This is a genomic window from Streptomyces sp. SID5643 (assembly GCF_009872555.1).
Lineage (GTDB): Bacteria > Actinomycetota > Actinomycetes > Streptomycetales > Streptomycetaceae > Streptomyces > Streptomyces iakyrus.
Genome location: NZ_WWIC01000120.1, coordinates 1 through 24,478, shown reverse-complemented (window position 1 = coordinate 24,478; position 24,478 = coordinate 1). Strand labels below are relative to the sequence as shown.

The window sequence follows — 24,478 nt, the reverse complement described above, 5'->3', positions numbered from 1 at the left end:
GACCCTCGGGGCGGTGCCGCCCCGGCCGGACACCGGAGCGCCACCGTCGCCGCCGGCCGCCCGGGCGCCGCAGTCCGGGCCAGACACGGGAGCGCCGCCATCCCGCCCGGTCGGGGCGTCGCCGCCCAGGCCGGACACCGGAGCACCGCCGACCCTGCCGGCCCCCCGGGCGCTGCCGCCCAGGCCGGAGACCGGCGCATCGCCGCCGGACACTGGAGCATCGCCGCCCCCGCCGACCGCCCGGACGGCGCCGCCCAGGCCGGACACCGGATCGCCACCGACCCTGCCGGCCCCCCGGACGCCGCCGCCCAGGCCGGACACCGGAGCACCGCCGCCCAGCCCAGTCCTCGGGCCGCTGACGCCCCCGCCGGCCCTCGGGGCGCTGCGATCGCGGGGCGGTTCCCCGGCGGTGGCGGGGCCCGGTGCAGCGTGCTCGCCTGCCGGGCTCGGGTGGTCCGTGCCGTCGAGGGCGGTCAGACAGGCCGTGACGTCGCCCGACGCCCAGGCGGCATCCGCCGCGCTGAGGCGTGCGGCATCGGCCCCGTCCGGGGCACTGGCGGCGAGCAGGGCCGCGGCCAGCAGCAGGGTCTCGCGCGCGTCGTCCACCGGGCCGTCGAACAACTGCCGTCGGCCTCGCGCGAGTTCGGCCTGTCCACGGTCCTCGGCGGACGACCGGGCGGCGTCCCGGCCGTACCGGCTGCCCCCGCGGGGAGCCGTCCGCACCCTGCTCCTGTCTCCGGTCACCCAACGGAGGTTACTCGCGCGTAAGGAAAACCGGAAGGTTGAAGTCCGCGCGCCCCGGCGGGCAAACCCACGGCCCCACCTGCGCATTGGCCGCGCCTTGCCGCGTGACGCGTTGTGCCCCGGCCCAAGGGAAGGCCGTCACGCGTGTGCCCCGGCACGGCGCCGGCGGCGGACGCGTCGCACACGTCCGCCGCTGGGCCCTCGCTGTGTCAGGAACCATGGGGGCAGTTGCCCCGGTACTCCTCGATGGTCAGGCTCGGCCGGGGCAGCGGGCACAGGAACTGCTCGTAGCGGGTGTCGTTGTCGATGAAACGCTTGAGCCAGGAAATGCTGTACTTCGCGATCGTCGTGTTCGACGAGTTGGGCGTGAAGTGCGTCGCCGAGTTCAGCTCCAGGTAGCCGCGGTCCAGTGAGGAGGACAGGCTCGTGTAGAAGGGCTCGGAGTGGGAGGAGACGGGGGCGATGGTGTCTCCGTCGGCTCCGAAGATCAGGGTCGGCGTGGTGACCTCGGGCCAGGTCTTGTCGAGGTTCCACGGGGTCAGCGGGATCGCCGCCTGGAGGGCCGGACGTGACTTGGCGGCCTCCAGGCTGCCGCCGCCGCCCATCGAATGGCCCATGACGCCGAGGCGGGAGGCGTCGACACGGCTCCGCACGGAGCTGCGCTCGGTGAGGTAATCCAGGGCGGCCAGCAGCTGGCGGCCGCGGGAGTCGGGCTGGTCGAGCGTGGTGAGGGTGTCGATGGTGAACACCACGAAGCCCTGGGACGCCAGGCGCGGTCCGAGCCAGGCGATGGACGACTCGTAGGCGGTGTAGCCGGGCGAGATGGCCACCGCGCCGAAGGTGCCGTCGCTGGTGCTCGTCGGGTAGTGGATGGTGCCGCCGCCGAATCCGGTGACGGACAGCGAAGAGACGGACGTCTGCGACACGGCGTACGGGCCGCGAGCCGCCTCGATGGTGGCGTTGGTGGGAGCCGGGCCGCGCTCATAGGGGTTGTCCGCGGCGTGGGCCCCCGGGCCGGTCAGGGGTCCCAGGGCGACGGCGAGGGCGAGGGCCGCGGCGGCACCGGCCAGGCGTCCGCCCCGGTGCCCGGATCGGCGGCCGAGGGTGCCACCGGAGCCGGTGGATGAGCCGGTGTGGGGGTGGAGTTGCACGACGAGTCGTCCTCTCTGTCGTGGCGGGTGACCGTTCGCGGGGCACGCGGGACCTGGGGCGTCCGCCGCGTGCCCCGCGGTGGGCACCGCCGTCGGGCTGGCCATGCCACTGTCGGGGACCGGCCATCGCGCGGGGACCGGCAATGTCACCGGTCTCGTACGGCCGCCGGGTCAGCCGTTCGCAAACGGACGCGGTGTCAGCCGGTCTCGCACGGCCCGCCGTGTCAGCCGGCCTCGAACGGACAACCACGTCACCGGCCCCGCACCGCCACCGCGTCAGCGGGCGGTACCGCCCACGGCGAGGCCGAAGCCGATCAGCACCACGCCCGTGGTCCGCCCCAGCACACGGCGGACGCGGGGCCTGTGGAGGACCGGCCCGGCCTTGGACAGCGGGAACACGTAGCCGCCCAGCCAGACGAGGTTGAGGGAGGCGTGGAGGAGGACGAGGGGCGTCATGGCCCAGGCGGCGGGCAGTCGAGGCCGGGCCAGTGGGGGCGGCAGGTCGGTGCAGAAGACGGCGTACCGTTCATCGAACCGGTCCGGCGGCGACCCCCGCCCGCGCCCCGCCGGGCCCCATCAGAAGGGCCTGCTCGACGATCCCTTGCACCTCGCCCCGCCCTGCCGAGGCCGGACGGCGCTGCGGCCTCCGACGGCCCCACGGCGGCCCTGCGTTCCTTCGCGGATCACCCCCTGGGTCATGGAACCCGAGGGCACGGCCGCCCGGCACTGGGCCATGGCCCTGTGCCGCGGCGCCGGCTTCGAACCGGACGTCCGGTTCGAGACCACCGACCTCCCGCTCCACCAGCGCCTCGTCGAACCGGACCATGCCGCGGCCTTCCTGCCCGGTCCGGTCCGGAGGGGACAGGCCCCCACCGTCACGCTGCGCCCCCTCCCCCGGGGCCGGCGCACGTGCCGCATCATCACGGTCGTACGCCAGGGCCGCGGCCGGCACCCCGCCGTCCTCGCGTGCCTCGACGCTCGCCGGCGCGCGGCCGGCCTGCCCGCCCGCCAGGGGTGAGGCGCCACCGCTCACCGAGGCGCCGCCGCTCACCGCCGGCCGGACAAAGAGTCCTCCGAGGCTGGGGAACACCGGGGCGGCTGCTGCCCGTTGCCGATCGACGGTGAGCGGTCCAGCGTGCGGGGCGCTCTCACGCGTGACACGGCACGCGTCAGTCCACGATCACCTCCGCACGCCCAGCCGGGACCCGCTCGGCGAGCACACCGCCGAAGTTCCCCTCGACCTCCGCCTTCTCCGCCGCGTTCGGGTACGGGTTGGTGCACGAAATGCCCGCGGTGGAGCCGGACATCAGGCTGGAGCACGGTCCGGGCTTGCGATCCGGCAGACCCAGGATGTGCCCGAGTTCGTGCGACGAGATACGGATCGTGTCATAGCCCTGGCCGACGGCCTGCCGTCCGATGTACACGGTGCCGTTGCCGAGGGTGGTGGGCAGGGCGCGCGGCCAGCCGTTGTCCGCGAGGACCCGGATGTTCGCTCGCTGCCCGGCTGCGACCGGCCGCAGCTCGACGGCGTCGACGCTCTCGTTCCAGATCGCCGCGCCGCGGTTGACGGCGCTCTTGAACTCCGCGGAGCCGCTGGCGTCATAGGTCAGGACGCGGGCGGCGAGCGGGGTGTCCGCGGCTCGGGGGGCGGCGGCCGCGGCCTGGCCGGCTGTCAGGGACAAGGACGCCAGACAGGCGGCGGCGATACCGCCGGTCAGCATTCGGACGTGCATGATCGACCTCCTCGTGGGGAAAGGGCAGTCGTGCTCATGACATTCTTTAGTGCCATGCCCCGCAAGGTCGCCACCGAATCGGGCAAACGGCCTGAGCGGATCCTCCCCGGGTGTCGGGCCGTCAGGCGGCGGTCGCGACCGAGACGCCTATGGCGATGAACAGCCAGCCGGTGGTCAGCTCCCAGCGACGGCGTACCTTCGGCCTGTCGAGCAGGGCCCGCAGCCGAGCGGCGACGACGACGAGGCCGAACCAGTAGGCGACGCCGATGACGACGTCCAGCATGCCCAGGAGGAAGATCTGCCGCGCCAGGGACCCCTCGCCGTCGGCGAACTGAGGGAGGACGCTGAGGAAGAACAGGGCGGCTTTGGGGTTGAGCACGTTGGTGAGGAACCCCTGGGAGAAGCCGGACCGGAAGCGGCCCCGCGCGGGGCCGCCCTCGTGCGGGGCGGGGGACGTGACGTCGTTCGCGGTGCGCCTCTCCCGGACGGCCCGGCGGGCTGCGAGTACGGCCCGTACCCCGAGGTACACCAGGTAGGCCGCGCCCAGCAGTCTGATCCCGTCGTACACCGCGGGTGAGCGGGTGGCGATCGCCGAGAGGCCGGCCGCGGCGGCCAGCATGTGCACGCACAGCCCGGTCTGGGCGCCCAGCGCCGCGGCTCTGCCCTTCGAGGGATCCTCGGCCGCCGATCTGACCACCACGAGGAAGTCGGGACCCGGCACCACGTACGCCACCAGCACCACCCCGAGGAAACCGACCAGGTCGACCGTCATCCGCCCTCCGCTCCCGCACCTGCGAAATCGCCCGTAGCCGCCACCCGTTGGCACCTCCGTGCGAAGGCCGCCGAGCCGGCGGCACCGTCGGGTACCCCCTGGCGGGCCGTCTGGACAGCCCGACGGCTGTACGAGGGTGGGACCAGTGCCCGGACGGGTGTGATCACCGGCGTTGACCTCGCGTTCACTGCACGAGCACAATCTGCGGGCCTGCGTCGTTCGCAGGCGAACGGGGGGGACCATGGGCGACGAGCGCCGTGACCGCGAGACGATCGATGCCATCGCGCGCAACCCGGCAGCACCGGTCGACGTGTTGACCCGGCTGCTGCACGAGGAAGCCATCGCGGGCTGGGACGCGCTGGCCTGGCGCGCGCTGCCGGACGAGGTGGTCGACGCGATCGCCGCGCACCCCGACCACAGGCTGCGGTCGGCGTTCGCCGCGAACCCCTCGGTGACGCCGGAACAACGCGCCCGGCTCGTCGACGATCCCGACGCACGGGTCCGCGAGGCGCTGGCCCACGGACCCGACTGGTTCCGCGTCCCCGTCGTTCCCCTTCCCGTCTCCGCCCAGGAGCGCCTGCTCGCCGACCCGGAAGCACGGGTCCGCCGGAGCGCGGCAACCTGCCGGTACACGGCTGCGGACCTGGTCGCCCGTCTCGCCGGCCACCGGGACGCGGAGCTCCGGCGGGCAGCGTGCCGCGTGTGGCCCCACCTGCCCGGCACCGCCCGGGGCCGTCTCCTCCACGACGCCGACGACACCGTGCGCACAGCGGCCATGCTGGAGGCCTGCCACGACGACGCGGCGTACACCGATCTGCTGCTCGACGCGGACCTCGGTCCCTTCCGCCGGCAGGAGGTGATCCGTTACGGCGCCATGAGCACGGCGACCGCCGAACGGCTCGCAGCGAGCGCCGACGAGGCGGACCGGCGCGAACTGGCGGCCAACCTCGGCGTGGCCGTCGACCTCGTCCGGACACTGGCCGACGACGACGCACACGGCGTCCGGCTGGCCGTATCGGTACGGCCCGAGCTGTCGGAGACCGAACGCGCCGCCGTCGGCATCACCATCAGCCCCGCCGACCGGCTGTCTCACGTCGAGTGGGTGCTCCGCTGCGCCGACCCGGACCGGCTGCGCGGATGCGCCCGGTCGGCCCACATCCTGCTGCGCCGCAGCGCCGCGTGCAATCCGCACCTGCCCGCTGACGCCGTCGAACTGCTCTCCCAGGACGACGACTATCCCGTCAGACTCCTGTTGTGCGAGAACCAGCCGACCGTCGACGGCGAGATCGTGCTGCAGACCTACCTGGACTGCCAGGTCATCACCAAGGGCGGTCTGCTCGGCCACCCCAACTTCCCCCGTGCGGGGGCCGGCCGGCGCTTCGCCGACGACCCCGACCCCGAGAAGAGATGGCTGGTGGGACTCGATCCGCAGGCTCCGGCCGCCGTGGTGGGCCGGCTGCTCGCCGACCCCGACCAGCGCGTGCGCCGCATGGCCGCCGCACACCCCGCCCTGCCCGTCGGCCTCGTCCTGCGCAGCTGCGAGGACCCGGACCTCTCTTCCCCGGCCTTGAGCAACCCCGGCCTTCCGGCGGAGGTCATGCACCGGTACCTGGACGCCGTGGGCATCCCCCGCTGACGGCGCTGGGGCACCCTCAAGACAAGGCGGGCGGCCGGCTAGCCCGCTGCCCGTGTGTCGGCCCCGGGCAGCGGCGGGAGCGTCGTCCCGTGGATCCACGCGTGCAGCAGTTCGTCCACCGGCTCGGTCGCGTAGCGGGCCACGTGCGAGGCGAAGGACTCGGTCGTGACCGTGCCGCCCCGGTGCTGCTGTCCCCAGCCGCGCAGCATGCGGAAAAAGGCGATGTCGCCCAGCGCGCAGCGCACCGCGTGCAGCACGAGCCCGCCGCGCTCGTAGAGCCGGTCGTCGAACATCGACTTGCGGCCCGGGTCGGACAGGCGCAGGTCCTGCGGCAGTACCGACAGCACCCGGTGGGCCGCGGCCGCCAGTTGCTGTGCCGTACGCCCGCCCGAGCGCTCCGACCACAACCACTCCGCGTACTTCGCGAACCCCTCGTTGAGCCAGATGTGCCGCCAGTCGGCGATGGACACGCTGTTGCCGAACCACTGGTGGGCCAGTTCGTGCGCGACCAGCCGCTCCGAACCCCGCGCCCCGTCCACGTGGTTGGCGCCGAACAGCGACAGCCCCTGAGCCTCGACGGGCACGTCGAGCTCCTCCTCGGTGACCACGACCGCGTACTCGTCGAAGGGGTAGGGCCCGAACAACTCCTGGAACACGTCCATCATCTGCGGCTGGCGTGCGAAGTCCCGCGAGAAGTCGCCGAGCAGCTGCGCGGGGATGTGCCCGTGCTGCGGGACGCCGCCCGGGCCGGGGTCCCCCAGCAGGACCGTCTGGTACTTGCCGATCGCGAGGCCGACCAGATAGCTGGACGTCGGCGCCGACTGCTCGTACACCCAGGTGGTGGTGCTCGCCTTCGTCGTCCGGGTCAGCAGACGTCCGCCCGCGACGACCGCGTACGCCGACGGCGTGGTGACCGAGAGCTGGTACGACGCCTTGTCGGCGGGCCGGTCGTTGCACGGGTACCACGACGGCGCCCCGATCGGCTGGCTGGCCACCAGCGCCCCGTCCTCCAGTTCCTCCCAGCCGAGCCCGCCCCAGGGGCTGTCGACCGGCTCGGGGTTGCCCGACCAGTGCACCTCGACCGTGAACGGCGCCCCGGCGCGGACCGGCTTGGCGGGACGGATCCGCAGTCTGCCGCCGCGGTGCGTGTAGTGGGGCTGCCGTCCGTCGACGCGCACCCGGCCGATCTTGTAGTCGGCCAGGTTCAGCACGAACTCGGTGAGCGGCGCCCGCCCCGCGATGGCGTTGACGCGGGCCGTCCCGGACAGCCGGTTCGGGGCCGGGCGGTAGTCCAGCGCGAGCTCGTACCGGTGCACCCGGTAGCGGGGGTCGCCGTGCTCCGGGAAGTACGGGTCCGCGCCCGCCGCCTGCTGGACTGCTCCCACTGCCGTCTGGTCTCCCTGCGCCGCGCTGCTGCCACTGTCTGCCGGTCCGTCGCCCTCCGGCTCCGAGTGGCCCGCGCTCAGGGGCGCCATGCCTCGATCGGGTTGCCGAGCCAGCGGGTGTCGTCGGGGACGGACTCCGCGGCCATCACGAGCGACGCGGGACCCAGCGTCGTACGGGCCCCGATCGTGCTGCCGGGCAGGACGATCCCGCCAGGGCCCAGCGTCGCGCCCTCACGGAGGACCACAGTATCCGTCCGCAAGATCCGGTCGTGGAAGAGGTGGGTCTGAAGGACGCAGCCCCGGTTCACGGTGGCGGCGTCCCGGAGCGTCACCAGATCGGTCTCGGGCAGCCAGTAGCTCTCGACCCAGACGCCCCTGCCGATCCGGGCACCCAGCCCCCGCAGCCACGCCGTCATCACCGGCGTGCCCGGCACCGCGCCCGCCAGCCACGGCACGGCGAGCACCTCGACGAAGGTGTCCGCCAGCTCGTTGCGCCACACGAAGGACGACCACAACGGGTGCTCCCCGCTGCGGTGCCGCCCCACGAGCGCCCACTTGGCGACGATCGAGACGAGGGCCGCGCCGCCGCCCGCCGCGAGCAGCACGAGTCCCGACAGCAGGGGCGCCCAGGGCCCCAGGGCGCACAGCGCGGCCATCGTGAGCACCGCCAGTCCGGCCGAGCAGAAGACCGGCACGATCCGGCACAGTTCCACCAGACCGCGCGCCCACAGCAGCCGGGCCGGCGGTTCGTAGGTGCGGCTTTGGTCACCGTCGGCGGTGGCGCGGGGCAGCTTGACCGGCGGCAGCCCCAGGTAGGAGGTGCCCTTCTTGGCCTTCTTGGGTGTCGCGGACAGCACGCCGACCAGCCCGCCGTCCGGCACGCTCCGTCCCGGCGCCGTCATGCCCGAGTTCCCGAGGAAGGCGCGCCGCCCGATCTCGGCCCGTCCGATCCGCATCCAGCCACCGCCGAGCTCGTACGGCGCGGTCAGGGTGTCGTCGGCCAGGAAGGCGCCCTCACCGACCGTCGTCAGGCTGGGCAGTGCCAGCACCGTCGAGACCTCGGCGCCGCGCCCGATCCGCATCCCGAGCAGCCGCAGCCACACCGGTGTCACCAGCCCGGCGTACAGCGGGAACAGCGTCTCCCGCGAGCGGTCCATCAGCTGGGTGACCGTCCAGGCCTGCCATCCGACCCGGCTGTGCGTCGGGTGGGTTCCCTCCCGCAGTCCGAGGCTCAGCAGCCGTACGGCGATCAGCAGCAGTACCGCGAAGGTGGCCCCGTAGGTGAGCGTCGCCGGGACGACGGCCAGGGCGGCGCCCGTGAGGAGCGAGCCCGGCGCGATGAAGACCCGGGCCACGAGGAGCGCGGCCACCGCCGCCAGCACCGGAAGCGCGGTCAGCGCGAGGCCGGTGAGGCCGTAGAGCACGTTCCAGTACGTTCCGCGCCGCGGCCGTTCCCCGGGCCAGTTGCGCTTGGCCTTGCCCAGTTTGACCGCGGGCGCGCCCGCCCACCGCTGACCGGTGGGAATCTGCCCGGTGACCGCGGAGCCGGGCGCCACCTCGGCCCGCTTGCCCACGCGGGCACCGGGGAAGAGCACGCTGCGCGTGCCGACGACGGCGTGTGCGCCCACCTTGACCGTGCCGATCTCCAGCCGGTCCCCGTCCAGCCAGTGGCCGGACAGGTCCACCTCGGACTCCACGGCCGCGCCCCGCCCCAGTTTGAGCAGACCGGTGACCGGCGGCAGGGAGTGCAGGTCGACGTCCGGGCCGACCTTGGCGCCGAGGGCTCGCGCGTAGCGTTGCAGCCAGGAGCCCGTCAGCGATGTCGCGCCGCTGAACTCGGCCAGCCGTTCGGCTGTCCACAGCCGAAGATGCACCCCGCCGCCGCGTGCGTAGCGGCCGGGTCGCACACCGCTGAGCAGCAGTCGCGCGCCGCCGGCGGCCAGGGCGAGCCGCCCCGGCGGGCTGAAGAGGAGGACGGCTGCGAGCGCGAGGAGCCACCAGGGGGCCGTGGGCAGCCACGCGTAGGCGGGCAGGAGGTTCCCGAGGACGGCCAGGGCCACGCTCCAGCGCAGGCCGAGAAGGGTGAACAACGGGACGAGGAGGAGCAGCTGGACGACCTGAGCACGCCGCGGCACCGGGGCGATCGTGCGCCGGGCCTCGTCGTCCCGCGCCGACTTCTCCAGCCGCCGGGCCAGCTTGCGCAGCACCGGCTGCTGGTACACGTCCAAGACGGCCGCGTTCGGGTAGCGGGTGCGCAGCCGGGTGGTGAGCTGGGCGGCGGCCAGGCTGCCGCCGCCGATCGCGAAGAAGTCGTCGAGGGCGCCGGTGACCGGGATGCCGAGGACTGCGGTCCACTGTTCGGCGAGCCAGGCCTCGGTGCCGTAGAGGTGTTCCGCAGGGCCGTCGGTCTCCGGATCGCTCAGCGGCCAGGGCAGCGCGTTGCGGTCGACCTTGCCCGAGGTGCGGGTGGGAAGGTCGTCGACCGGGGCGAGCAACGGCACGAGGGCGGCGGGCAGTTCGGCCCGCAGTGTCTCGACGGCGGTGGCGTGGTCCCAGCCGTCCTGGGTGACGACGTACCCGACGAGGAGCTGGTTGCCGCTGCGGGCGGTGCGTACGGCGGCCGCGGCGCCTGCGACTCCGGGCAGGGCCTGGAGTGCGGCGTCGACCTCGCCGAGCTCGATCCGCCGTCCACCGAGCTTGATCTGCTCGTCGGCCCGCCCGAGGAAGACCAGCCCTTCGGGTTCCGCCCTGACGAGGTCGCCGCTGCGGTACGCCCGCCGCCATCCCAGGGACTCAAGGGGCGCGTACTTCTCGGCGTCCTTCTCGGCGTCGAGGTACCGGGCCAGTCCGACCCCGCCGATGACCAGCTGCCCGCTGCCGCCCATGGGGACGGGCTCGCCGGCTTCGTCGACGACGGCCAGTTCCCAGCCGTCCAGGGGCAGTCCGATCCGGATGGGCTCCTGGCCGGTCATCAGCGAGGCGCAGGCCACCACGGTCGCCTCGGTGGGCCCGTAGGTGTTCCAGACCTCGCGCCCTTCGGTCACCAGCCGCTGGGCCAGCTCGGGCGGGCAGGCCTCCCCGCCGAAGATCAGCAGGCGTACGTCGTTGAGGGTCTCCGGCTCCCACAGCGCGGCGAGGGTGGGTACCGTCGACACGACGGTGATCTCCTGCTCGACCAGCCAGGGCCCGAGGTCGGCGCCGCTTCTGACCTGTGATCGCGGCACCGGCACCAGGCAGGCCCCGTACCGCCACGCCAGCCACATCTCCTCGCAGGAGGCGTCGAACGCCACCGACAGCCCCGCCATGACCCGGTCCCCGGGCCCGATCGGTTCCTCGGTGAGGAACAGGGCGGCCTCGGCGTCCACGAACGCGGCGGCGCTGCGGTGCGAGACGGCGACGCCCTTGGGCTTCCCGGTGGAGCCGGACGTGAAGATGATCCACGCGTCGTGCTCGGTCCCGGGGCGTGCGGCGGGTGCCGCACCGGGCTTGTGCACGGTGACCTGCCGCCCGGCCCCGACGACGGCCCGTACGCCCGCCTCACCGAACACCAAGTCGGCCCGTTCGTCGGGGTCTTCGGCGTCGACGGGGACGTATGCGGCTCCGGTCGCGAGCACGGCGAGGATCGCGATGTAGAGCTCGTTGGTGCCGGACGGGACCCGGACTCCCACCCGGTCTCCGAGCCCGACTCCGGCGGAGGCGAGCCGCCGCCGCATCCGGTCGACCTCGGCGGCCAGGGCGCGGTAGGTGAGATGGTTCGTGCCGTCGTCGAGGGCGGGCTCGTCCGGGTATGACCGAACGGAGGCCTCGAACACGTCGACGAGCGTGCGCGGCGACGCCGCCGGACGCCCCGAGAAGCGGGCCGCGTCCACGAACTCCTGCCGGATCTCGGCGCCGAGCGTTTCGTCGAGCAGGCCGACCGCGTCCCTCTCCTGTATGGCTGCCATCCGGTCCTCGCGTCTCGATCCCGGATGACTCCGGGGCGCCGGCGGGCCCGCAGGTGTGTCTGGGGTTGTCCGGCTCCAGCTGGGTAACAAGCCCGAAATCTTAGTACGATGCTGGATTTGGGCGCTTCGGTACGCCACCGGGCACGGCCGTCCGGGGGTGGTGCGATGCCGGTCCCCACCCGGCTGACCTGGTGATCTCCGGGGCAACGAGACTTCGCCCGCAGACAGGTCGCGTCCGCCTGTCGCGGGGAGATCACAGCCGGCCTGCACCTGATGAAGGATCAGCAGGCATCTCGGCCCAGCTCAGGCCTGCTGGCGCTGCACGCGGTGGCGGAGGTAGACGACTCGCGAGTTGAAGGTACGGGTTTCGACGAGTTCCAGATCCACCCGGCGCTCGTCCCGGGGGAAGAACGGAATGCCGCCTCCGACGAGCACCGGGTAGACCATCGCCCGGTACTCGTCGATCAGACCCGCTGCGGCCGCCTCGGCGGCGAGCGTCGCGCCGCCGATCGCGATTTCGCCCTCCCCCGGCTCGGCCCGCAACCGCTCGATCTCCTCCGCCACACCGCCGGAGGCCAGGCGGGCATGGCCCTGGACCGAGGTCAGCGTGGTGGAGAACACCACTTTCGGAAGCGGATTCCAGAGCCCGGCCCATTCGAGCATCTCTTCGTCGAGCGAGGGGTCCTGGTCGGCGGTTTCCCAGTACAGCATCGTCTCGTACAGCCGTCGTCCCAGCAGGTGGACGTCGACCTGCCTGATCTCGTCGATCCAGAAACGGAAGACGTCGTCACCGGGCACCGTCCAGCCGAAGTCGCCGTCAGGTCCGACGATGTAGCCGTCCAGCGAGACGCTCATCGAGTAGGTCACGCTACGCATCAGACATCACGACATCCTTTTCGCCGTCAACAATTGATTGGGATACGAAACCCGCCGGCGCCCCATGTCTACTACGGAACCGGGCGCTCGGGTTCGCGCGTGGGACCGATCGGGTGAGCGAAGCGTCGAAGTGGTCGCCGCTCTCCCGGCCGAGCTGTGGCACCGGACCCTAACGGAGGTGCCCGCCCGGGGTGACGAGGCCCGATTCGTACGCCACCACGACGGCCTGTGCCCTGCTGTCCAGATCCAGCTTGGTCATCGTGCGGTTGAGGTGGGTCTTGACGGTCGCCTCGCTGATGTAGAGGCGGTCGGCGACCTCCAGGTTGGACAGGCCGCGGGCGATCAGCTTCAGCACCTCGACCTCTCGGACGGTCAACGCATCCAGGTCTACAGGCTGTTCGCCGGCGCTCTGGCGGGCGTAGGCCTCGACCAGGCGGCGGGTGACGCTGGGCGCGAACAGCGCGTCGCCACCGGCGACCGCGGTCACCGCGGCGAGCAGCCGTTCGGGACCGGAGTCCTTGAGCAGAAAGCCGGATGCCCCGGCCCGCAGCGCCCCGTACACGTACTCGTCGAGGTCGAAGGTGGTCAGCACCAGGATCCGGGGCGGGGGATCGGCGGCCTGGGCGAGGATGCGTTCGGTGGCCTCGATGCCGTTCATGCCGGGCATCCGGATGTCCATCAGGATCACGTCGGGGGCCGTCTCGGCAGCCATCACCACTGCCTCCGCACCGTCGCTCGCCTCGCCGACCACCTCGATGCCGGGTGCGGCGCGCAGCAGCCCCACGAGCCCGGCCCGGATGAGGAACTGGTCGTCGACGACGAGCACGGTGGTCATGTGGTGGCGTTGTCCCCCCGCCCTGCGGCTCGCGCGGAGGTCGGCAGGATCAGCCGCACGGCGAAGCCCCCTTGCTCCTGCGGGCCGATGCTGATCTGCCCGCCGTAGAGCTTGGCCCGCTCGCGCATGCCGAGCAAGCCGTGCCCGCCGTCCGTTCGTACTCTGTCCGGAATCACCCCCTGTCCGTCGTCCATGACCGAAACGGTCACCTGATGCGGTTCGTACGTCAGCCGTACTTCTGCACGCGCGCCGGGTGCGTGTTTCAGGACGTTGGTGAGCGCTTCCTGCACCACCCGGTAGACACACAGGTCGACACCGGGGGCGAGGGGGCGTGGGGTGCCCTCGGCGCTCAGGGAAACCGGAACCCCGCCGGCGCGGACGCGTTCGACCATCTCGTCGAGACGGGCCAGCCCCGGCATCGGGCCGGCCGGGGCGCCGTCGTCGACGGCACGCAGCACCATGAGCATGCGGCGCAGTTCTTCCAGGGCCCCCTTCCCGGTGGCGTCGATGGTGTCGAGTGCGGTACGCGCGGTCGGGCGGTCGGTGTCGAAGACGAACCGGGCGAGACCGGTCTGCACGGAGATCACGGACATGTGGTGGGCGACCACATCGTGCAGTTCCCGGGCGATCCGCCCGCGTTCCTCGGCCACCTCGCGCCGGGCCCGCTCGGCCTGTTCCCGGCGCAGCTGCCGGGCCAGATCGGCCGAGCGCCGGGTGACGACGCCGAACCGCCACAGCACGGCCGGATAGACCACGGCCTGCGCGACGACGGACGGCCAGGAGTCGGTGTGGCTCACCGCGCCCGCATAGACCCAGACACCGCCCATCAGCGCGGCGCACGGGACCGAGATCAGCACCGGGCACAGGGATGCCACGGTGTAAACGGCGAGCATGGGGCCGAAACTGCACACCACGGCCCAGTAGCCGGCGGTGATGTACCCCAGCCAGAACGCATGCACGATGCAGCAGACCACGACCGGGGCCCGGCCGCGAAGGACGAGCGGCAGGTGGACCACAACCACCAGCGCATAGGCGGTCGCATCCAACGGATTCTGGCCTTGGCGCGCGGCCTCCGGCCCCAGCAGTACGGCCACGCCGGTCAGCGCCGCCGCGATCAGCGCGTCGACTGCGAGGGGACGGATCCGCATCGCAGCAGCGTAAGGCGGGTTCGACAGCCGTGCGTCAAACTGTCGCAGTACCGCGGCAGTTGTAGGCGCACGGCAGCTACCGCGTTCGTCCGCACAGGAGTTCAACCCCCCGTGGGACGCGGGTGGCACCGGGCGAACCGTACGTTCTGGCAGCAGAAGGAGACCAGGGCGGACGTCGAAGCCCCGCTGCCGGTCTCCTTCCTCGACCGAAGCAGACCTTGAGCACATGGGGGAAACACTCGTGAAGCTACGTAGGACACTCGCGATGGCTGCCGGCACGCTGATGCTCGCCGGCGGAGCCGTCACCGCCGCTCAAACCGGCGCGTTCGCCGACGACACCGACCCCGGAGAGGAACTCGTGGAGGTCGGCTCCAACGGCCACTGCACCTACAGCAAATGGGGCGGGCGCTTCCTGTGCGGGTCGAACAAGGCCCACAGGCTTCCCAACGGTCACACCCAGGTCTTCGTCATCGGCACCAACAACGTCCCGTACACCAAGTGGAGTTCGGGCAGCGGTGTGAGCGGCTGGAAGTCGATGGGCGGCAAGTGCTACAAGGGCACGAAGTCGATGGGCGTGGCGTGGGCCGACGGCTGGAACTTCGCCGTCACCTGCATCGGAGGTGACGGCAACCGCTGGTACAACGAGCGCTACACCAGCGGCCACTGGTCGGGCTGGGACCGCACGCGCACCTGACATGGTTCGTCGTGACCGCGTGACCGCGTGACCACGGCCCCACCCCGTTTCCTCAGGGGGTGGGGCCGTGGTCATGGTTCAGGCCGGCCGCGGCGCCTCGGACGGCCGCTGTGTGCGGGGCCGGGACGATGTGCAGCGGTGCCTTCAGGCGAGCGGTGAGGGGGTGGGTGATCTCGGGGCGCAGGGCTCCCCCGCCGGCCACGAGGATGCCGCGCCGCAGGGCGCCGGCGGTGAGCGAGGTGCGGTCGCCGCGGCGGATCGCGGTCAGCATCGCGGCCACCGCGTCGACGATCTGCTCGGGCGCCGTCGCCCCGTCGAGGTCGCTGGTCCCCGGAGCCGTGCGGTGTGCGTCGGTGACGACGCCGTCGCACAGCAGCACCACCTCGGTGAGATGGGCGCCGATGTCCACCACCACCAGCACCCGGGACATGTCCGCGCCCGCGGCCAGGGCGATGCACCGGGCGCTGGGCACGGTCAGGACGCTGCGGGGCCGCAGCACCTCCACTGCGGCACGGGCCCGGGCGCGGTAGGCGACGCCGTCCAGGACGGGCGTGGTCACGATGACCAGGGGCGGGTGAAGCGGGGCAGCCGGTTGCCGAGCAGACGCTGGAGCATCCGGGAACAGCCCGGGGTGTCGATGATGGTGCCGCGCTGGACGGGGTGGAGCGCGCCGGCCCCGGAGAAGGTGACCGTGGGCACGTCGACGACCGTGCCCTTGCCGGCGGGCCGGACGCGGGTGCGGGCACTGCCCATGTCCAGGGCGATGCCGCAGCAGCGCCGGCACAGCGGCCACGGCCGGTGACGGGCCGGGACGCCGGACAGGTCCCGGCCGCCGGTCACGGCTGTGCCTCCTTGACCTGCTGGCAGCGGGCGCAGTAGCGGGCCTGCGGCACGATCATGAGCCGTTCGCGTTCGATCGGGCGCCGGCACAGGTGGCAGGCGCCGTAGGAGCCTTCGTCCATGCGGGTGAGGGCCGCTTCGACGTCGGTGAGGACCATGCGGGCGGAGGCGGCGAGTTTGACGCGGACCTCGATCTGCGCGGCGGCCCGCTGCCGGAGCCGGTCATCGGCCCGGGAGGTGACCGGCCCGCCGAGCAGGAGCAGTTGCTCCTGGCGGAAGAGGCGCTGCTCGTGGAGGTTCTCGCGCAGCGCGGCGAGGTCCTCGGCCGACAGGTGCGTCGTGCTCTCTTCGACGGTCTGGTGGTTCACCACGTCACCCCTTTGCGGCAGGGCGTAGGAGGTCGGTAAGGGCGGGGTCAGGCCGTGCGGCGGCGGCAGGCGACGCAGTGGCGGGTGTAGGGCAGGATCTCGAGCCGCTCCGCGGGAACGGGCTTCGCGCAGCCCACGCAGATGCCGTAGGTGCCGTCGTCGATGCGGGTGAAGGCTTCCTCGATCTCCTGGAGCACCCCTTCCATCGCGGTCCTCTGCGCGGACAGCAGGTGATCGTCCGAGCCACGCGCGGTCTCGTCGAGGGCGTGCAGCTGTGCCAGCCGGGATGCGCGAGCGTGTTCCAGGCGCCGGCGGGCCTCGTGCGGGTGGGGCTCGGCCCGGGTGACGTCGAGCGACATGGTCGGTCCTTTCTCGGCGGCGGACGCCGGGTGCGCGGGGCGGTCATGCGCGGCGGGCGGCCCGGCGGCGTGGCCGGGCCGCCCGTCCGCTGCCGGGTGGTCGTGTGAGCTCCAGCCTCGCCCGGTCCGCGACGGATGCCCATCGGGCGCGGGCCCCATTTGCACCGGGGCGAGGGACCCATGCGGCCGCGCCATGGGGGGTGCGCTCCCGGGGGAATGGGGGCCAGGGCCCATTTACGGGGCGCGTGGGAAGAGGGCAGCCTGGCCACAGGCTTGCTCAAGCGCCCGGGCCGTGAACGCGGTGGGCTCCGCGATGCCCGACAGTGGAGGTGAGACAGAGTTCGTAGAAGGGGAGGCGCAGGGACGGTGTCCTTGTTCTGGCGGATCTTCGCACTCAACGCCGTGGTGCTGGGCGCGGCCACGGCCTTGCTGCTGTGGGCTCCGGTGACCGTCTCGGTGCCGGTGCTGCTGACCGAGGCGGTGATCCTGGTCGGCGGCCTGGCCGTGATGCTCGTCGCGAACGCCGCGCTGCTGCGGCTCGGCCTGGCCCCGCTGGACCGGCTCACGAAGCTGATGACCACCGTTGACCTGCTGCGCCCCGGCCAGCGCCTGCCCGCTTCCGGGGGCGGCGGGGTCGCCGAGTTGATCCGCACCTTCAACGCCATGCTGGAACGGCTGGAGCAGGAGCGGGCCGCCAGCAGCGCCCGGGCCCTGCTGGCCCAGGAGGCGGAACGCCGGCGCATCGCCCAGGAGCTGCACGACGAGGTCGGCCAGAGCATGACCGCGATTCTGCTGGGGCTCAAGCGCTCCGCGGACGACGTACCGGAGCCGCAGCGCAGGGAGTTGCAGGAACTGCAGGAGATCACCCGGGCCAGCCTGGACGAGGTGCGCCGCCTGGTGCGCCGGCTGCGGCCCGGCGTGCTGGACGATCTGGGCCTGGTCAGCGCGCTGACCTCGCTCAGCGAGGACTTCGCCACCCATACCGGGCTGCTGGTCACGCGCCGCTTCGACACCGACCTGCCCCCGCTGGCCCCGGAGACGGAGCTGGTCCTCTACCGCGTCGCGCAGGAGTCACTGACCAACGTCGCCCGCCACGCGGACGCCGGCCGGGTCACCGTCGCGCTGCGCCGTGCCGACGACGGCGTGGTGCTGACCGTGACCGACGACGGCAGCGGCATCGAGGCACCCCGCGAGGGCGCCGGCATCCGCGGCATGCGCGAGCGGGCCCTGCTCGCCGGGGGCCGCCTCGACATCACCCCGGCGCCCCGGGCCGGCACCCGGGTCCGGCTCACCGCCCCGCTCGCAAGGAAGCAGCCCTGACCATGCCCGACACGGCCATGCCCGCTCCGACGGACTCCGGCACGATCCGCATCCTGCTCGCCGACGACCACGCGCTGGTCCGCCGCGGCGTGCGGCTCATCCTGGACCAGCAACCGGACCTGGACGTGGTGGCCGAAGCCGGTGACGGGGCCGAGGCCATCGAGCTGGCCCGCACCCACGATGTCGACCTGGCCGTGCTCGACATCGCCATGCCGCGTCTGACCGGTTTGCAGGCCGCCCGCGAACTGGCCTCTGTGAGGCCGGACTTGCGGATCCTGATGCTCACCATGCACGACAACGAGCAGTACTTCTTCCAGGCTTTGAAGGCGGGCGCGAGCGGGTATGTGCTGAAGTCGGTGGCCGACCGGGACCTGGTCGCCGCCTGCCGGGCCGCCATGCGGGACGAGCCCTTCCTGTATCCCGGCGCGGTCACCGCCCTGATCCGCAACTACCTGGACCGGGCCCGCCGCGGCCAGGAGGACCCGGACCGGATCCTCACGCCCCGCGAGGAGGAGGTCCTCAAGCTGGTCGCCGAGGGCCACTCGTCCAAGGAGATCGCCGACCTGCTGTTCATCAGCATCAAGACCGTCCAGCGCCACCGCGCCAACCTGCTCCAGAAACTCGGCCTGCGCGACCGTCTCGACCTCACCCGGTACGCGATCCGCGCCGGACTGATCGAGCCCTGACCGGAGGCCGGCCCGGCCCGCACGCCACGACGAGAGGGGGGACGGTGCCTCACAGCGCGCGCACGGCGTCCGGCGTCGGCAGCGCCCGGTCCCCCCAGCGGATCGCGGCGCTCCCTGCGGTCCTCCTCCTCGCGGTGCTCGCCGCCCTCGGCATCGCCGCCCCGGCGCCCGGCACAGCGGGCGCGTGGGTGTCGGCAGCGCCCGCGGCGACGGCCCCCCAGCGGTACGACGAGACGCGCGCCGGCGACGGATGTGACGCCGTCCGCGCCGTCCGGGCGGCCATCCGTCACGAGCAGCACAGCGAGCACCCGGGGACGCGCGGACACCTCGGCGTCTGCGGCCGGCGTGCCGACGTCACCCCCGGCCGGGTTCCGGGCCCACCGCAGGCTCCGAGCCGGCACCTGCCCTGCTCGCAGCCGCTCACGGACCAGGAGCAGGGGCGCGCGCCCCCGGTGTCCTCCGGCACCTGACGCCCCGTCCCCTTCCCATCCCGACCCGCCCCGCCGCGGCCCGCGCCGGCCGCTGCCGAGGTGTGCCTGCCGGAGGTTCCCGTTGAACCGTTCCCTGCGTGTGAGGGCGTTGCTCGCCCTCGCCGTGCTCGCCCTGTCCCTGTACGTCGCCGCCACCGTGCCGGTCCGCCTCGGACTCGACCTGCGCGGTGGGACACAGATCGTGCTGGAGACCCGCTCCACCCCCACGGCCGACGCCGACAGCGCGGCCACCGACCGCACCCTGGAGGTGCTGCGCGGCCGCATCGACGCGCTCGGCGTCGCCGAACCCACCCTGGTGCGCTCCGGCGATCACCGGATCATCGTCGAACTGCCCGGCGTGCAGGACCCGAAGAAGGCCGCCGAGGTCCTGGGCCGGACCGCGCAGCTCACCTTCCATCCCGTGGTCGGCGCCCCGCATGACGGCGACGATCCGTCCCGGCCCCTGCCGAAGCGGCCCGGGCAGCGCGTCCTGCCCGACGAGTCCGGAACTCCGCTGCGTCTCGCCCCCGCGTCCCTGACCGGCGAGGACGTCAAGGAGGCCGCCGCCCGGTTCGACCAGCAGGGTGGTGCCGGATGGCACGTCACCGTCGGCTTCGAGGGTGACGGCCGGGCCGGCTGGGCCCGCCTGACCGGCGAGGCCGCCTGCGCGGCGCCGGGTGATGCGGCGCGGCGGGTGGCCATCGTCCTCGACGACAAGGTGATCTCCTCCCCCCAGGTCGATCCGTCCATCGCCTGCGGGACCGGCATCCGGGACGGTGCCACCCGGATCACGGGTTCGTTCAGCCCCGACGAGGCCCGCGAACTGTCCCTGCTCATCAACGGCGGGGCTCTGCCCGTGCCCGTCGAGACCGTCGAACAGCGCACCGTCGGCCCCACCCTCGGCCAGCAGGCCATCACGGCCAGCGCCTGGGCGGCCGTCATCGGCACCGCGCTGACCTCGCTGTTCATCGTCGTCGTCTACCGGCTGCTGGGCGCCCTCGCCGCCCTCGCCCTGGCCTGCTACGGCCTGGTGTCCTACGCCGCCCTGGCCGCGCTGGGGGCCACGCTGACCCTGCCGGGCCTGGCCGGCTTCGTCCTGGCCATCGGCATGGCCGTGGACGCCAACGTGCTGGTCTTCGAGCGGGCGCGCGAGGAGTACGCGGCACGCCGCCGGCCCAGCATCCGCTCGGCGCTCACGGCCGGCTTCCGCAACGCCTTCAGCGCGATCGCCGACTCCAACATCACCACCCTGATCGCGGCCGCTCTGCTGTTCTTCCTGGCTTCCGGGCCCGTGCGCGGCTTCGGCGTCACCCTCGGCATCGGTGTGCTCGCCTCCATGTTCAGCGCCCTGGTCATCAGCCGGGTGCTCGCCGAGATCGCCGCGAGCCGGCCGGGCCTGCGCCGCCGCCCGCGTCTCACCGGCATCGCCTCCACCGGCGCGGTCCGCGACCGCCTCACCCGCCGCAACCCGCTCCTGATGCGTCGCCCGCGCCGCTGGCTGGCCAGCTCGGCGGCCGTGCTCGCGCTGGCCGGCTCGGGTCTGGCGGTGCGCGGCGTCGACCTCGGAGTGGAGTTCACCGGAGGCCGCCTCATCGAGTACTCCACCAGCAGCACCGTCGATCCCGGCCGGGTCCGGACCGCCCTCGCCGACGCCGGGTTCCCCCGCGCGGTGGTGCAGTCGTCCGGCGACACGGGTCTGACGGTGCGTACCGAACCCCTGACCGGCGCCGAGGAGGAAGAGGTCACGAGCGCCCTGCGCGAGGTCGCCGGCCCGGCGGACAAGGTGCGCGACGAGATGATCGGCCCCAGCCTCGGCAAGGAGCTGCGCCAAGGCGCGTTGATCGCGCTCGCCGTCGCCCTGGGGGCGCAGTTGGTCTATCTGGCGGCGCGCTTCCGCTGGGTGCTCGGCTCCGCCGCGGTGGTCGCCCTCGTCCACGACGTGGTCATTCTGCTCGGCATCTTCGCCTGGCTGGGCAAGCCCGTCGACGGGGTGTTCCTGGCGGCCCTGCTCACCGTCATCGGCTACTCGGTCAACGACTCCGTCGTCCTCTTCGACCGCGTCCGGGAACTGGACCGGCGCGGCCCCGGGTCGCCGTTCTCCGAGGTCGTGAACCGGGCGATCCTGCGGACCCTGCCCCGCACGGTGAACACCGGTATCGGCGCGGCGTTCATGCTCACCGCGCTCGCCGTACTGGGTGGCTCCTCGCTCTCGGACTTCGCCCTGGCGCTGCTCATCGGCCTCGCCGTCGGGACGTACTCCTCGGTGTTCACCGCGGCTCCCCTGGCGATCGCGCTGCACGCCCGCTCGCGCCGCCGGAAGCCGTCCCCGGAGGGCGCCGCGGTCACGGCGTGAGCCGGTCCAGCGCGGCCAGGACCGGGGCCACGCCGTCCTCCCCGGCCAGGCCGCGGGCCAGCTCCCGGGCGCGGGCGCGGTGCCGGGGCTCGCCCGTGGCACGGCGCAGCGCGGGGGCGAGTGTGCCGGCGGTGAGGCGCCGCAGGGGGACGGCGCACGGGGCCGTCCCCAGGGCGACCAGGCGCGCCGCCCAGAAGCCGCCGTCGAACTGCACCGGCACCGGGATCGTGGGGACGCCCGCGCGCAGGACGGCGGCGGTGGTGCCGGCTCCGGCATGGTGGACGACGGCGGCCGTGCGGGGGAACAGCAGTGCGTGCGGCACGTCGCCCACCGTGATCACGTCGTCGTCGCCGCTGTGGGCGGTGAGGCCCGCCCAGCCCTGCTGGACGATGCCGCGCAGTCCCGCTGTCCGCAGCGCGCGCACGATCTCGGCGCTGAGGTGACCGGGGTCCGGCACCGTCGCGCTGCCCAGTCCGACGAACACCGGCGGGGGCCCGGCGGCAAGGAACTCCTCGACTTCGCCGGGCAGGCTGCGGGTGTCGTGCGGCCACCAGTACCCGGCGATCTCCAGTCCGGGGCGCCAGTCCTGGGGGCGGGGCACCACCCGCTCGCTGAATCCGTGCAGCACGGGCCAGTGGGCCCGCTCGTGGATCCGGCGGCTCGCGGAGGGACTGCGCAGGGCCATGCCGTGCCGGGTGCGCAGCCGGTGCATGGCCTGGGTGAAGACCCGGTCGACGGCGGAGATCACGGCCCGTCCGCCCAAGTGGTTGCCCAGCGTGCCGAGCGAGCGTCCACCGAGCATGGGCGCGCCGAACTCGCGTGTCGGATGCTGGGGTTGGAGGAACAGGCCCAGGCTGGGCAGGTGCAGCCCCTCGGCGATGGCACGGCCCAGCGGTGCCACGGCTCCGGCTGCCAGGACGACGTCGGCGCCGCGGGCCGCCTGGACGAGGGAGTCGGTCATCTCCTCCGCCGCGGACCGGGCCATCGACGCCGCCCGCAGCAGCTTGCCGAGGCCGGTGGTGCTGGCGTGCAGCCCTCGGCCGCGGTCGGAGTGGGACACGGCGTGCGGGTCGACCGGGGTCGGGTGGAAGCGCACCCCCGATCCGGCGGCCAGGGGTTCGAACAGGCCGTGGGTGGCGAGCGTGACCTCGTGTCCGCTTCGCGCCAGCCCCACGCCGAGCCCGGTGTACGGCGCGACGTCGCCGCGCGATCCAGCCGTCATGATCACCACGCGCATGGGTCCAGTGTGGACCGGCCGCGCGGGCGCCACACGGCGCATGACCGCACGTGGACGAAAATCGCCGGTGTGGGTGCTTTCCGGCCGGTTCCGCTCACGGCGGGCCGGTGTCCAGTGCGCCGAGGAGCCGGGTGGCGGCCTGGCGCAGGCGCGACGAGGCGTCCTCGGCGAGAGCCTCCAGCCGGCCGCGGGCCGTCTCGCTGCCGGGGGGCAGTGCACCTCCGGCCTCCGTCCAGCGTTCGAGACCGAGGACGGCTTCGTAGCGGACCGGTTCGTGCGGGTCGTCGAGGCGGCCCAGGAAGCGCCGTACGTCGTGGTGGGCGTGCTCGTCGGCCGGGTCGTCGCCGTCGAGCAGGGACAGCGCGGCGGCCAGGACCTCGCCGGAGGGGGCGTTGTCCGCGAGGCGGCGCAGGTCGGGCAGGGCCTGGGTGAGGCCGTCGAGCGCGTTGCGGGTGCGCCAGGTGTGCCGGTCGTCGGTGGCCAGATGGTCGGTCAGGGCCCAGGCCACGGGGTGGCGCTCCCAGGGGCGGAGGCCGTTCTCGACGCAGGTCTCCAGGCCGTCGAGCACGCCCGCGCGCAGCACGTCGTCGGGGTCGTCCAGGAGGGACAGCAGGAGCCACACCGCGTCCCAGCGGCCGGCGGTCCCGACGGCGGCGGCCGCGGCGGCCCGGGTGTGGGGGGAGAGCGCCTTGTCGGTCAGGGCCGCACGGAGATGCGGGGCGGCCGTGCCGGGGTCCACGGCGCCCAGGGCCCGCGCGGCCGCGGGTCCGGCGACGGGGTCGGGCAGCCACCGCACGGCGGCGTCGGCCACGTGGTCGTCGCCCAGCCCTCTGAGCCCCCGCAGCAGTCCCGCGGCGACCTCGGGGTGCTCCTCGGTGCGCAGGGCCGTGGCCAGCTTGTCCTGTACCTGCTGTTGTTCCACGGGGAACAGGCGCCGGGCGGCCTGGATCCGTACCGCGGGCGTCGGGTCGTGGAGCCCTGTGAGCAGTGAGTCGAGGAGCTGCTCGGTGCAGCGTTCCGGCAGCCATTCCAGGGCACGCGCGCGGGCGGCACCCGTGCCCCGGCGGGCCGTCCGCATCACTTCCGCCCGTACGGCCGGGTCTTCACCGCAGGTGTGCAGCAGGTTCCGGGCCCGCCCCCACACGGCGGGGTCCGGGTCACCGAGCAGGGCGGCCAGGGCGGTGGCGTCCCCGGGCACGCCCAGGGCCGACAGCCCGTCCAGGGCGTTGATCCGGACGTGGTGGTCCGGATCGGAGAGCAGGCGGGCGAAGGCCCGGGTGATCGCCGGCCCGCCGAGTCCGAGCCGGGCGGCGGCGACCGAGGCCCTGCGCCGTACGTCCGCATGCGCGTCGCCCATCAGGACGGGCAGCACCTCCGCGCCGGCCTCCGGGACGCCGAGCCGGCCCAGGCCCAGGGCGGCGGCCGCACGCACGGCCGGGTCTTCACCGCAGGTGTGCAGCAGGTTCCGGGCCCGCCCCCACACGGCGGGGTCCGGGTCACCGAGCAGGGCGGCCAGGGCGGTGGCGTCCCCGGGCACGCCCAGGGCCGACAGCCCGTCCAGGGCGTTGATCCGGACGTGGTGGTCCGGATCGGAGAGCAGGCGGGCGAAGGCCCGGGTGATCGCCGGCCCGCCGAGTCCGAGCCGGGCGGCGGCGACCGAGGCCCTGCGCCGTACGTCCGCATGCGCGTCGCCCATCAGGACGGGCAGCACCTCCGCGCCGGCCTCCGGGACGCCGAGCCGGCCCAGGCCCAGGGCGGCGGCCGCACGCACGGCCGGGTCTTCACCGCAGGTGTGCAGCAGGTTCCGGGCCCGCCCCCACACGGCGGGGTCCGGGTCACCGAGCAGGGCGGCCAGGGCGGTGGCGTCCCCGGGCACGCCCAGGGCCGACAGCCCGTCCAGGGCGTTGATCCGGACGTGGTGGTCCGG

Annotated in this window: 20 protein-coding genes and 2 pseudogenes; 7 read left to right on the top strand and 15 right to left on the bottom strand. The window is 73.6% G+C overall.

The window, feature by feature from the left end; genetic code table 11:
* The 3 genes and pseudogenes from GTY56_RS41160 to GTY56_RS15390 all read right to left on the bottom strand — a co-directional run.
* Positions 1-744, bottom strand: a pseudogene (locus tag GTY56_RS41160) (hypothetical protein); the annotation flags it as partial.
* A gap of 209 nt (positions 745-953) precedes the next feature.
* On the bottom strand, positions 954-1,895 hold the full coding sequence (gene bdeA, locus GTY56_RS15395) for a bis(hydroxyethyl) terephthalate hydrolase (protein ID WP_161365930.1): 942 nt from the start codon (positions 1,893-1,895) through the stop codon (positions 954-956).
* 276 nt (positions 1,896-2,171) lie between these two features.
* Complete coding sequence (locus GTY56_RS15390) at positions 2,172-2,351, bottom strand: hypothetical protein (RefSeq protein ID WP_161365929.1); 180 nt, start codon at positions 2,349-2,351, stop codon at positions 2,172-2,174.
* Between the two features lie 241 nt (positions 2,352-2,592).
* On the opposite strand from GTY56_RS15390, the gene GTY56_RS41320 reads away from it, so the two are divergent.
* Positions 2,593-2,913: a LysR substrate-binding domain-containing protein gene (locus tag GTY56_RS41320; RefSeq protein ID WP_237524866.1), complete on the top strand. Its 321-nt coding sequence runs from the start codon at positions 2,593-2,595 to the stop codon at positions 2,911-2,913.
* 151 nt (positions 2,914-3,064) lie between these two features.
* On the opposite strand, the gene GTY56_RS15380 is transcribed toward GTY56_RS41320, so the two are convergent.
* Together GTY56_RS15380 and GTY56_RS15375 are read right to left on the bottom strand one after the other, a co-directional pair.
* The gene (locus GTY56_RS15380) at positions 3,065-3,628 is read right to left on the bottom strand and encodes a snapalysin family zinc-dependent metalloprotease (protein ID WP_161365927.1); all 564 of its coding nucleotides are present in this window, start codon (positions 3,626-3,628) and stop codon (positions 3,065-3,067) included.
* Between the two features lie 121 nt (positions 3,629-3,749).
* Positions 3,750-4,400, bottom strand: coding sequence for a LysE family translocator (locus GTY56_RS15375; protein ID WP_161365926.1), 651 nt, complete (start codon positions 4,398-4,400; stop codon positions 3,750-3,752).
* Positions 4,401-4,641: 241 nt separating this feature from the next.
* Between GTY56_RS15375 and GTY56_RS15370 the strand changes: the two genes are divergently transcribed.
* Positions 4,642-6,036 carry a hypothetical protein gene (locus GTY56_RS15370; RefSeq protein WP_237524865.1) on the top strand — a complete coding sequence of 465 codons (1,395 nt, stop codon included), beginning with the start codon at positions 4,642-4,644 and terminating at the stop codon, positions 6,034-6,036.
* 38 nt (positions 6,037-6,074) lie between these two features.
* Here GTY56_RS15370 and GTY56_RS15365 read toward each other — a convergent pair whose 3' ends face one another.
* The 5 genes from GTY56_RS15365 to GTY56_RS15345 form a co-directional block, all read right to left on the bottom strand.
* Positions 6,075-7,511, bottom strand: a complete 1,437-nt coding sequence (locus tag GTY56_RS15365) for a M1 family metallopeptidase (protein WP_202510218.1) — start codon at positions 7,509-7,511, stop codon at positions 6,075-6,077.
* Entirely contained in the window at positions 7,499-11,365 is a 3,867-nt protein-coding gene (locus tag GTY56_RS15360) for a Pls/PosA family non-ribosomal peptide synthetase (protein ID WP_161365924.1), read from the bottom strand. Before GTY56_RS15360 ends, GTY56_RS15365 begins: the two co-directional genes overlap by 13 nt.
* A gap of 303 nt (positions 11,366-11,668) precedes the next feature.
* Entirely contained in the window at positions 11,669-12,241 is a 573-nt protein-coding gene (locus GTY56_RS15355; protein WP_161365923.1) for a dihydrofolate reductase family protein, read from the bottom strand.
* A gap of 169 nt (positions 12,242-12,410) precedes the next feature.
* A complete protein-coding gene (locus tag GTY56_RS15350) occupies positions 12,411-13,076 on the bottom strand; it encodes a response regulator (RefSeq protein ID WP_161365922.1) in 666 nt (221 codons plus the stop codon).
* Complete coding sequence (locus GTY56_RS15345; protein ID WP_161365921.1) at positions 13,073-14,224, bottom strand: sensor histidine kinase; 1,152 nt, start codon at positions 14,222-14,224, stop codon at positions 13,073-13,075. The genes GTY56_RS15350 and GTY56_RS15345 overlap by 4 nt, the downstream gene beginning before the upstream one ends.
* A 265-nt stretch (positions 14,225-14,489) precedes the next feature.
* On the opposite strand from GTY56_RS15345, the gene GTY56_RS15340 reads away from it, so the two are divergent.
* Positions 14,490-14,918 (top strand): PLL family lectin, encoded by a 429-nt coding sequence (locus tag GTY56_RS15340; RefSeq protein WP_161365920.1) that lies wholly within the window; start codon positions 14,490-14,492, stop codon positions 14,916-14,918.
* 52 nt (positions 14,919-14,970) lie between these two features.
* Here the strand turns inward: GTY56_RS15340 and GTY56_RS15335 are convergent.
* From GTY56_RS15335 to GTY56_RS15325, 3 genes and pseudogenes are all read right to left on the bottom strand, one after another.
* A pseudogene (locus GTY56_RS15335) lies at positions 14,971-15,671 on the bottom strand (hypothetical protein).
* A gap of 83 nt (positions 15,672-15,754) precedes the next feature.
* Entirely contained in the window at positions 15,755-16,129 is a 375-nt protein-coding gene (locus GTY56_RS15330; RefSeq protein ID WP_161365919.1) for a TraR/DksA C4-type zinc finger protein, read from the bottom strand.
* A gap of 44 nt (positions 16,130-16,173) precedes the next feature.
* Positions 16,174-16,485 (bottom strand): TraR/DksA family transcriptional regulator, encoded by a 312-nt coding sequence (locus GTY56_RS15325; RefSeq protein WP_161365918.1) that lies wholly within the window; start codon positions 16,483-16,485, stop codon positions 16,174-16,176.
* 366 nt (positions 16,486-16,851) lie between these two features.
* Between GTY56_RS15325 and GTY56_RS15320 the strand changes: the two genes are divergently transcribed.
* The 4 genes from GTY56_RS15320 to secD all read left to right on the top strand — a co-directional run bounded on the left by GTY56_RS15320 (position 16,852) and on the right by secD (position 21,314).
* Entirely contained in the window at positions 16,852-17,805 is a 954-nt protein-coding gene (locus tag GTY56_RS15320) for a histidine kinase (RefSeq protein ID WP_161365917.1), read from the top strand.
* Between the two features lie 2 nt (positions 17,806-17,807).
* Positions 17,808-18,491, top strand: a complete 684-nt coding sequence (locus GTY56_RS15315; protein ID WP_161365916.1) for a response regulator — start codon at positions 17,808-17,810, stop codon at positions 18,489-18,491.
* Positions 18,492-18,535: 44 nt separating this feature from the next.
* Positions 18,536-18,961 (top strand): hypothetical protein, encoded by a 426-nt coding sequence (locus GTY56_RS15310; RefSeq protein WP_161365915.1) that lies wholly within the window; start codon positions 18,536-18,538, stop codon positions 18,959-18,961.
* 82 nt (positions 18,962-19,043) lie between these two features.
* Positions 19,044-21,314, top strand: coding sequence for a protein translocase subunit SecD (gene secD / locus GTY56_RS15305; RefSeq protein WP_161365914.1), 2,271 nt, complete (start codon positions 19,044-19,046; stop codon positions 21,312-21,314).
* On the opposite strand, the gene GTY56_RS15300 is transcribed toward secD, so the two are convergent.
* Together GTY56_RS15300 and GTY56_RS15295 are read right to left on the bottom strand one after the other, a co-directional pair.
* On the bottom strand, positions 21,304-22,551 hold the full coding sequence (locus GTY56_RS15300) for a glycosyltransferase (RefSeq protein WP_161365913.1): 1,248 nt from the start codon (positions 22,549-22,551) through the stop codon (positions 21,304-21,306). The genes secD and GTY56_RS15300 overlap by 11 nt on opposite strands.
* Positions 22,552-22,645: 94 nt before the next feature.
* A partial coding sequence (locus GTY56_RS15295; RefSeq protein WP_161365912.1) for a HEAT repeat domain-containing protein occupies positions 22,646-24,478 on the bottom strand: 1,833 nt, incomplete at its 5' end.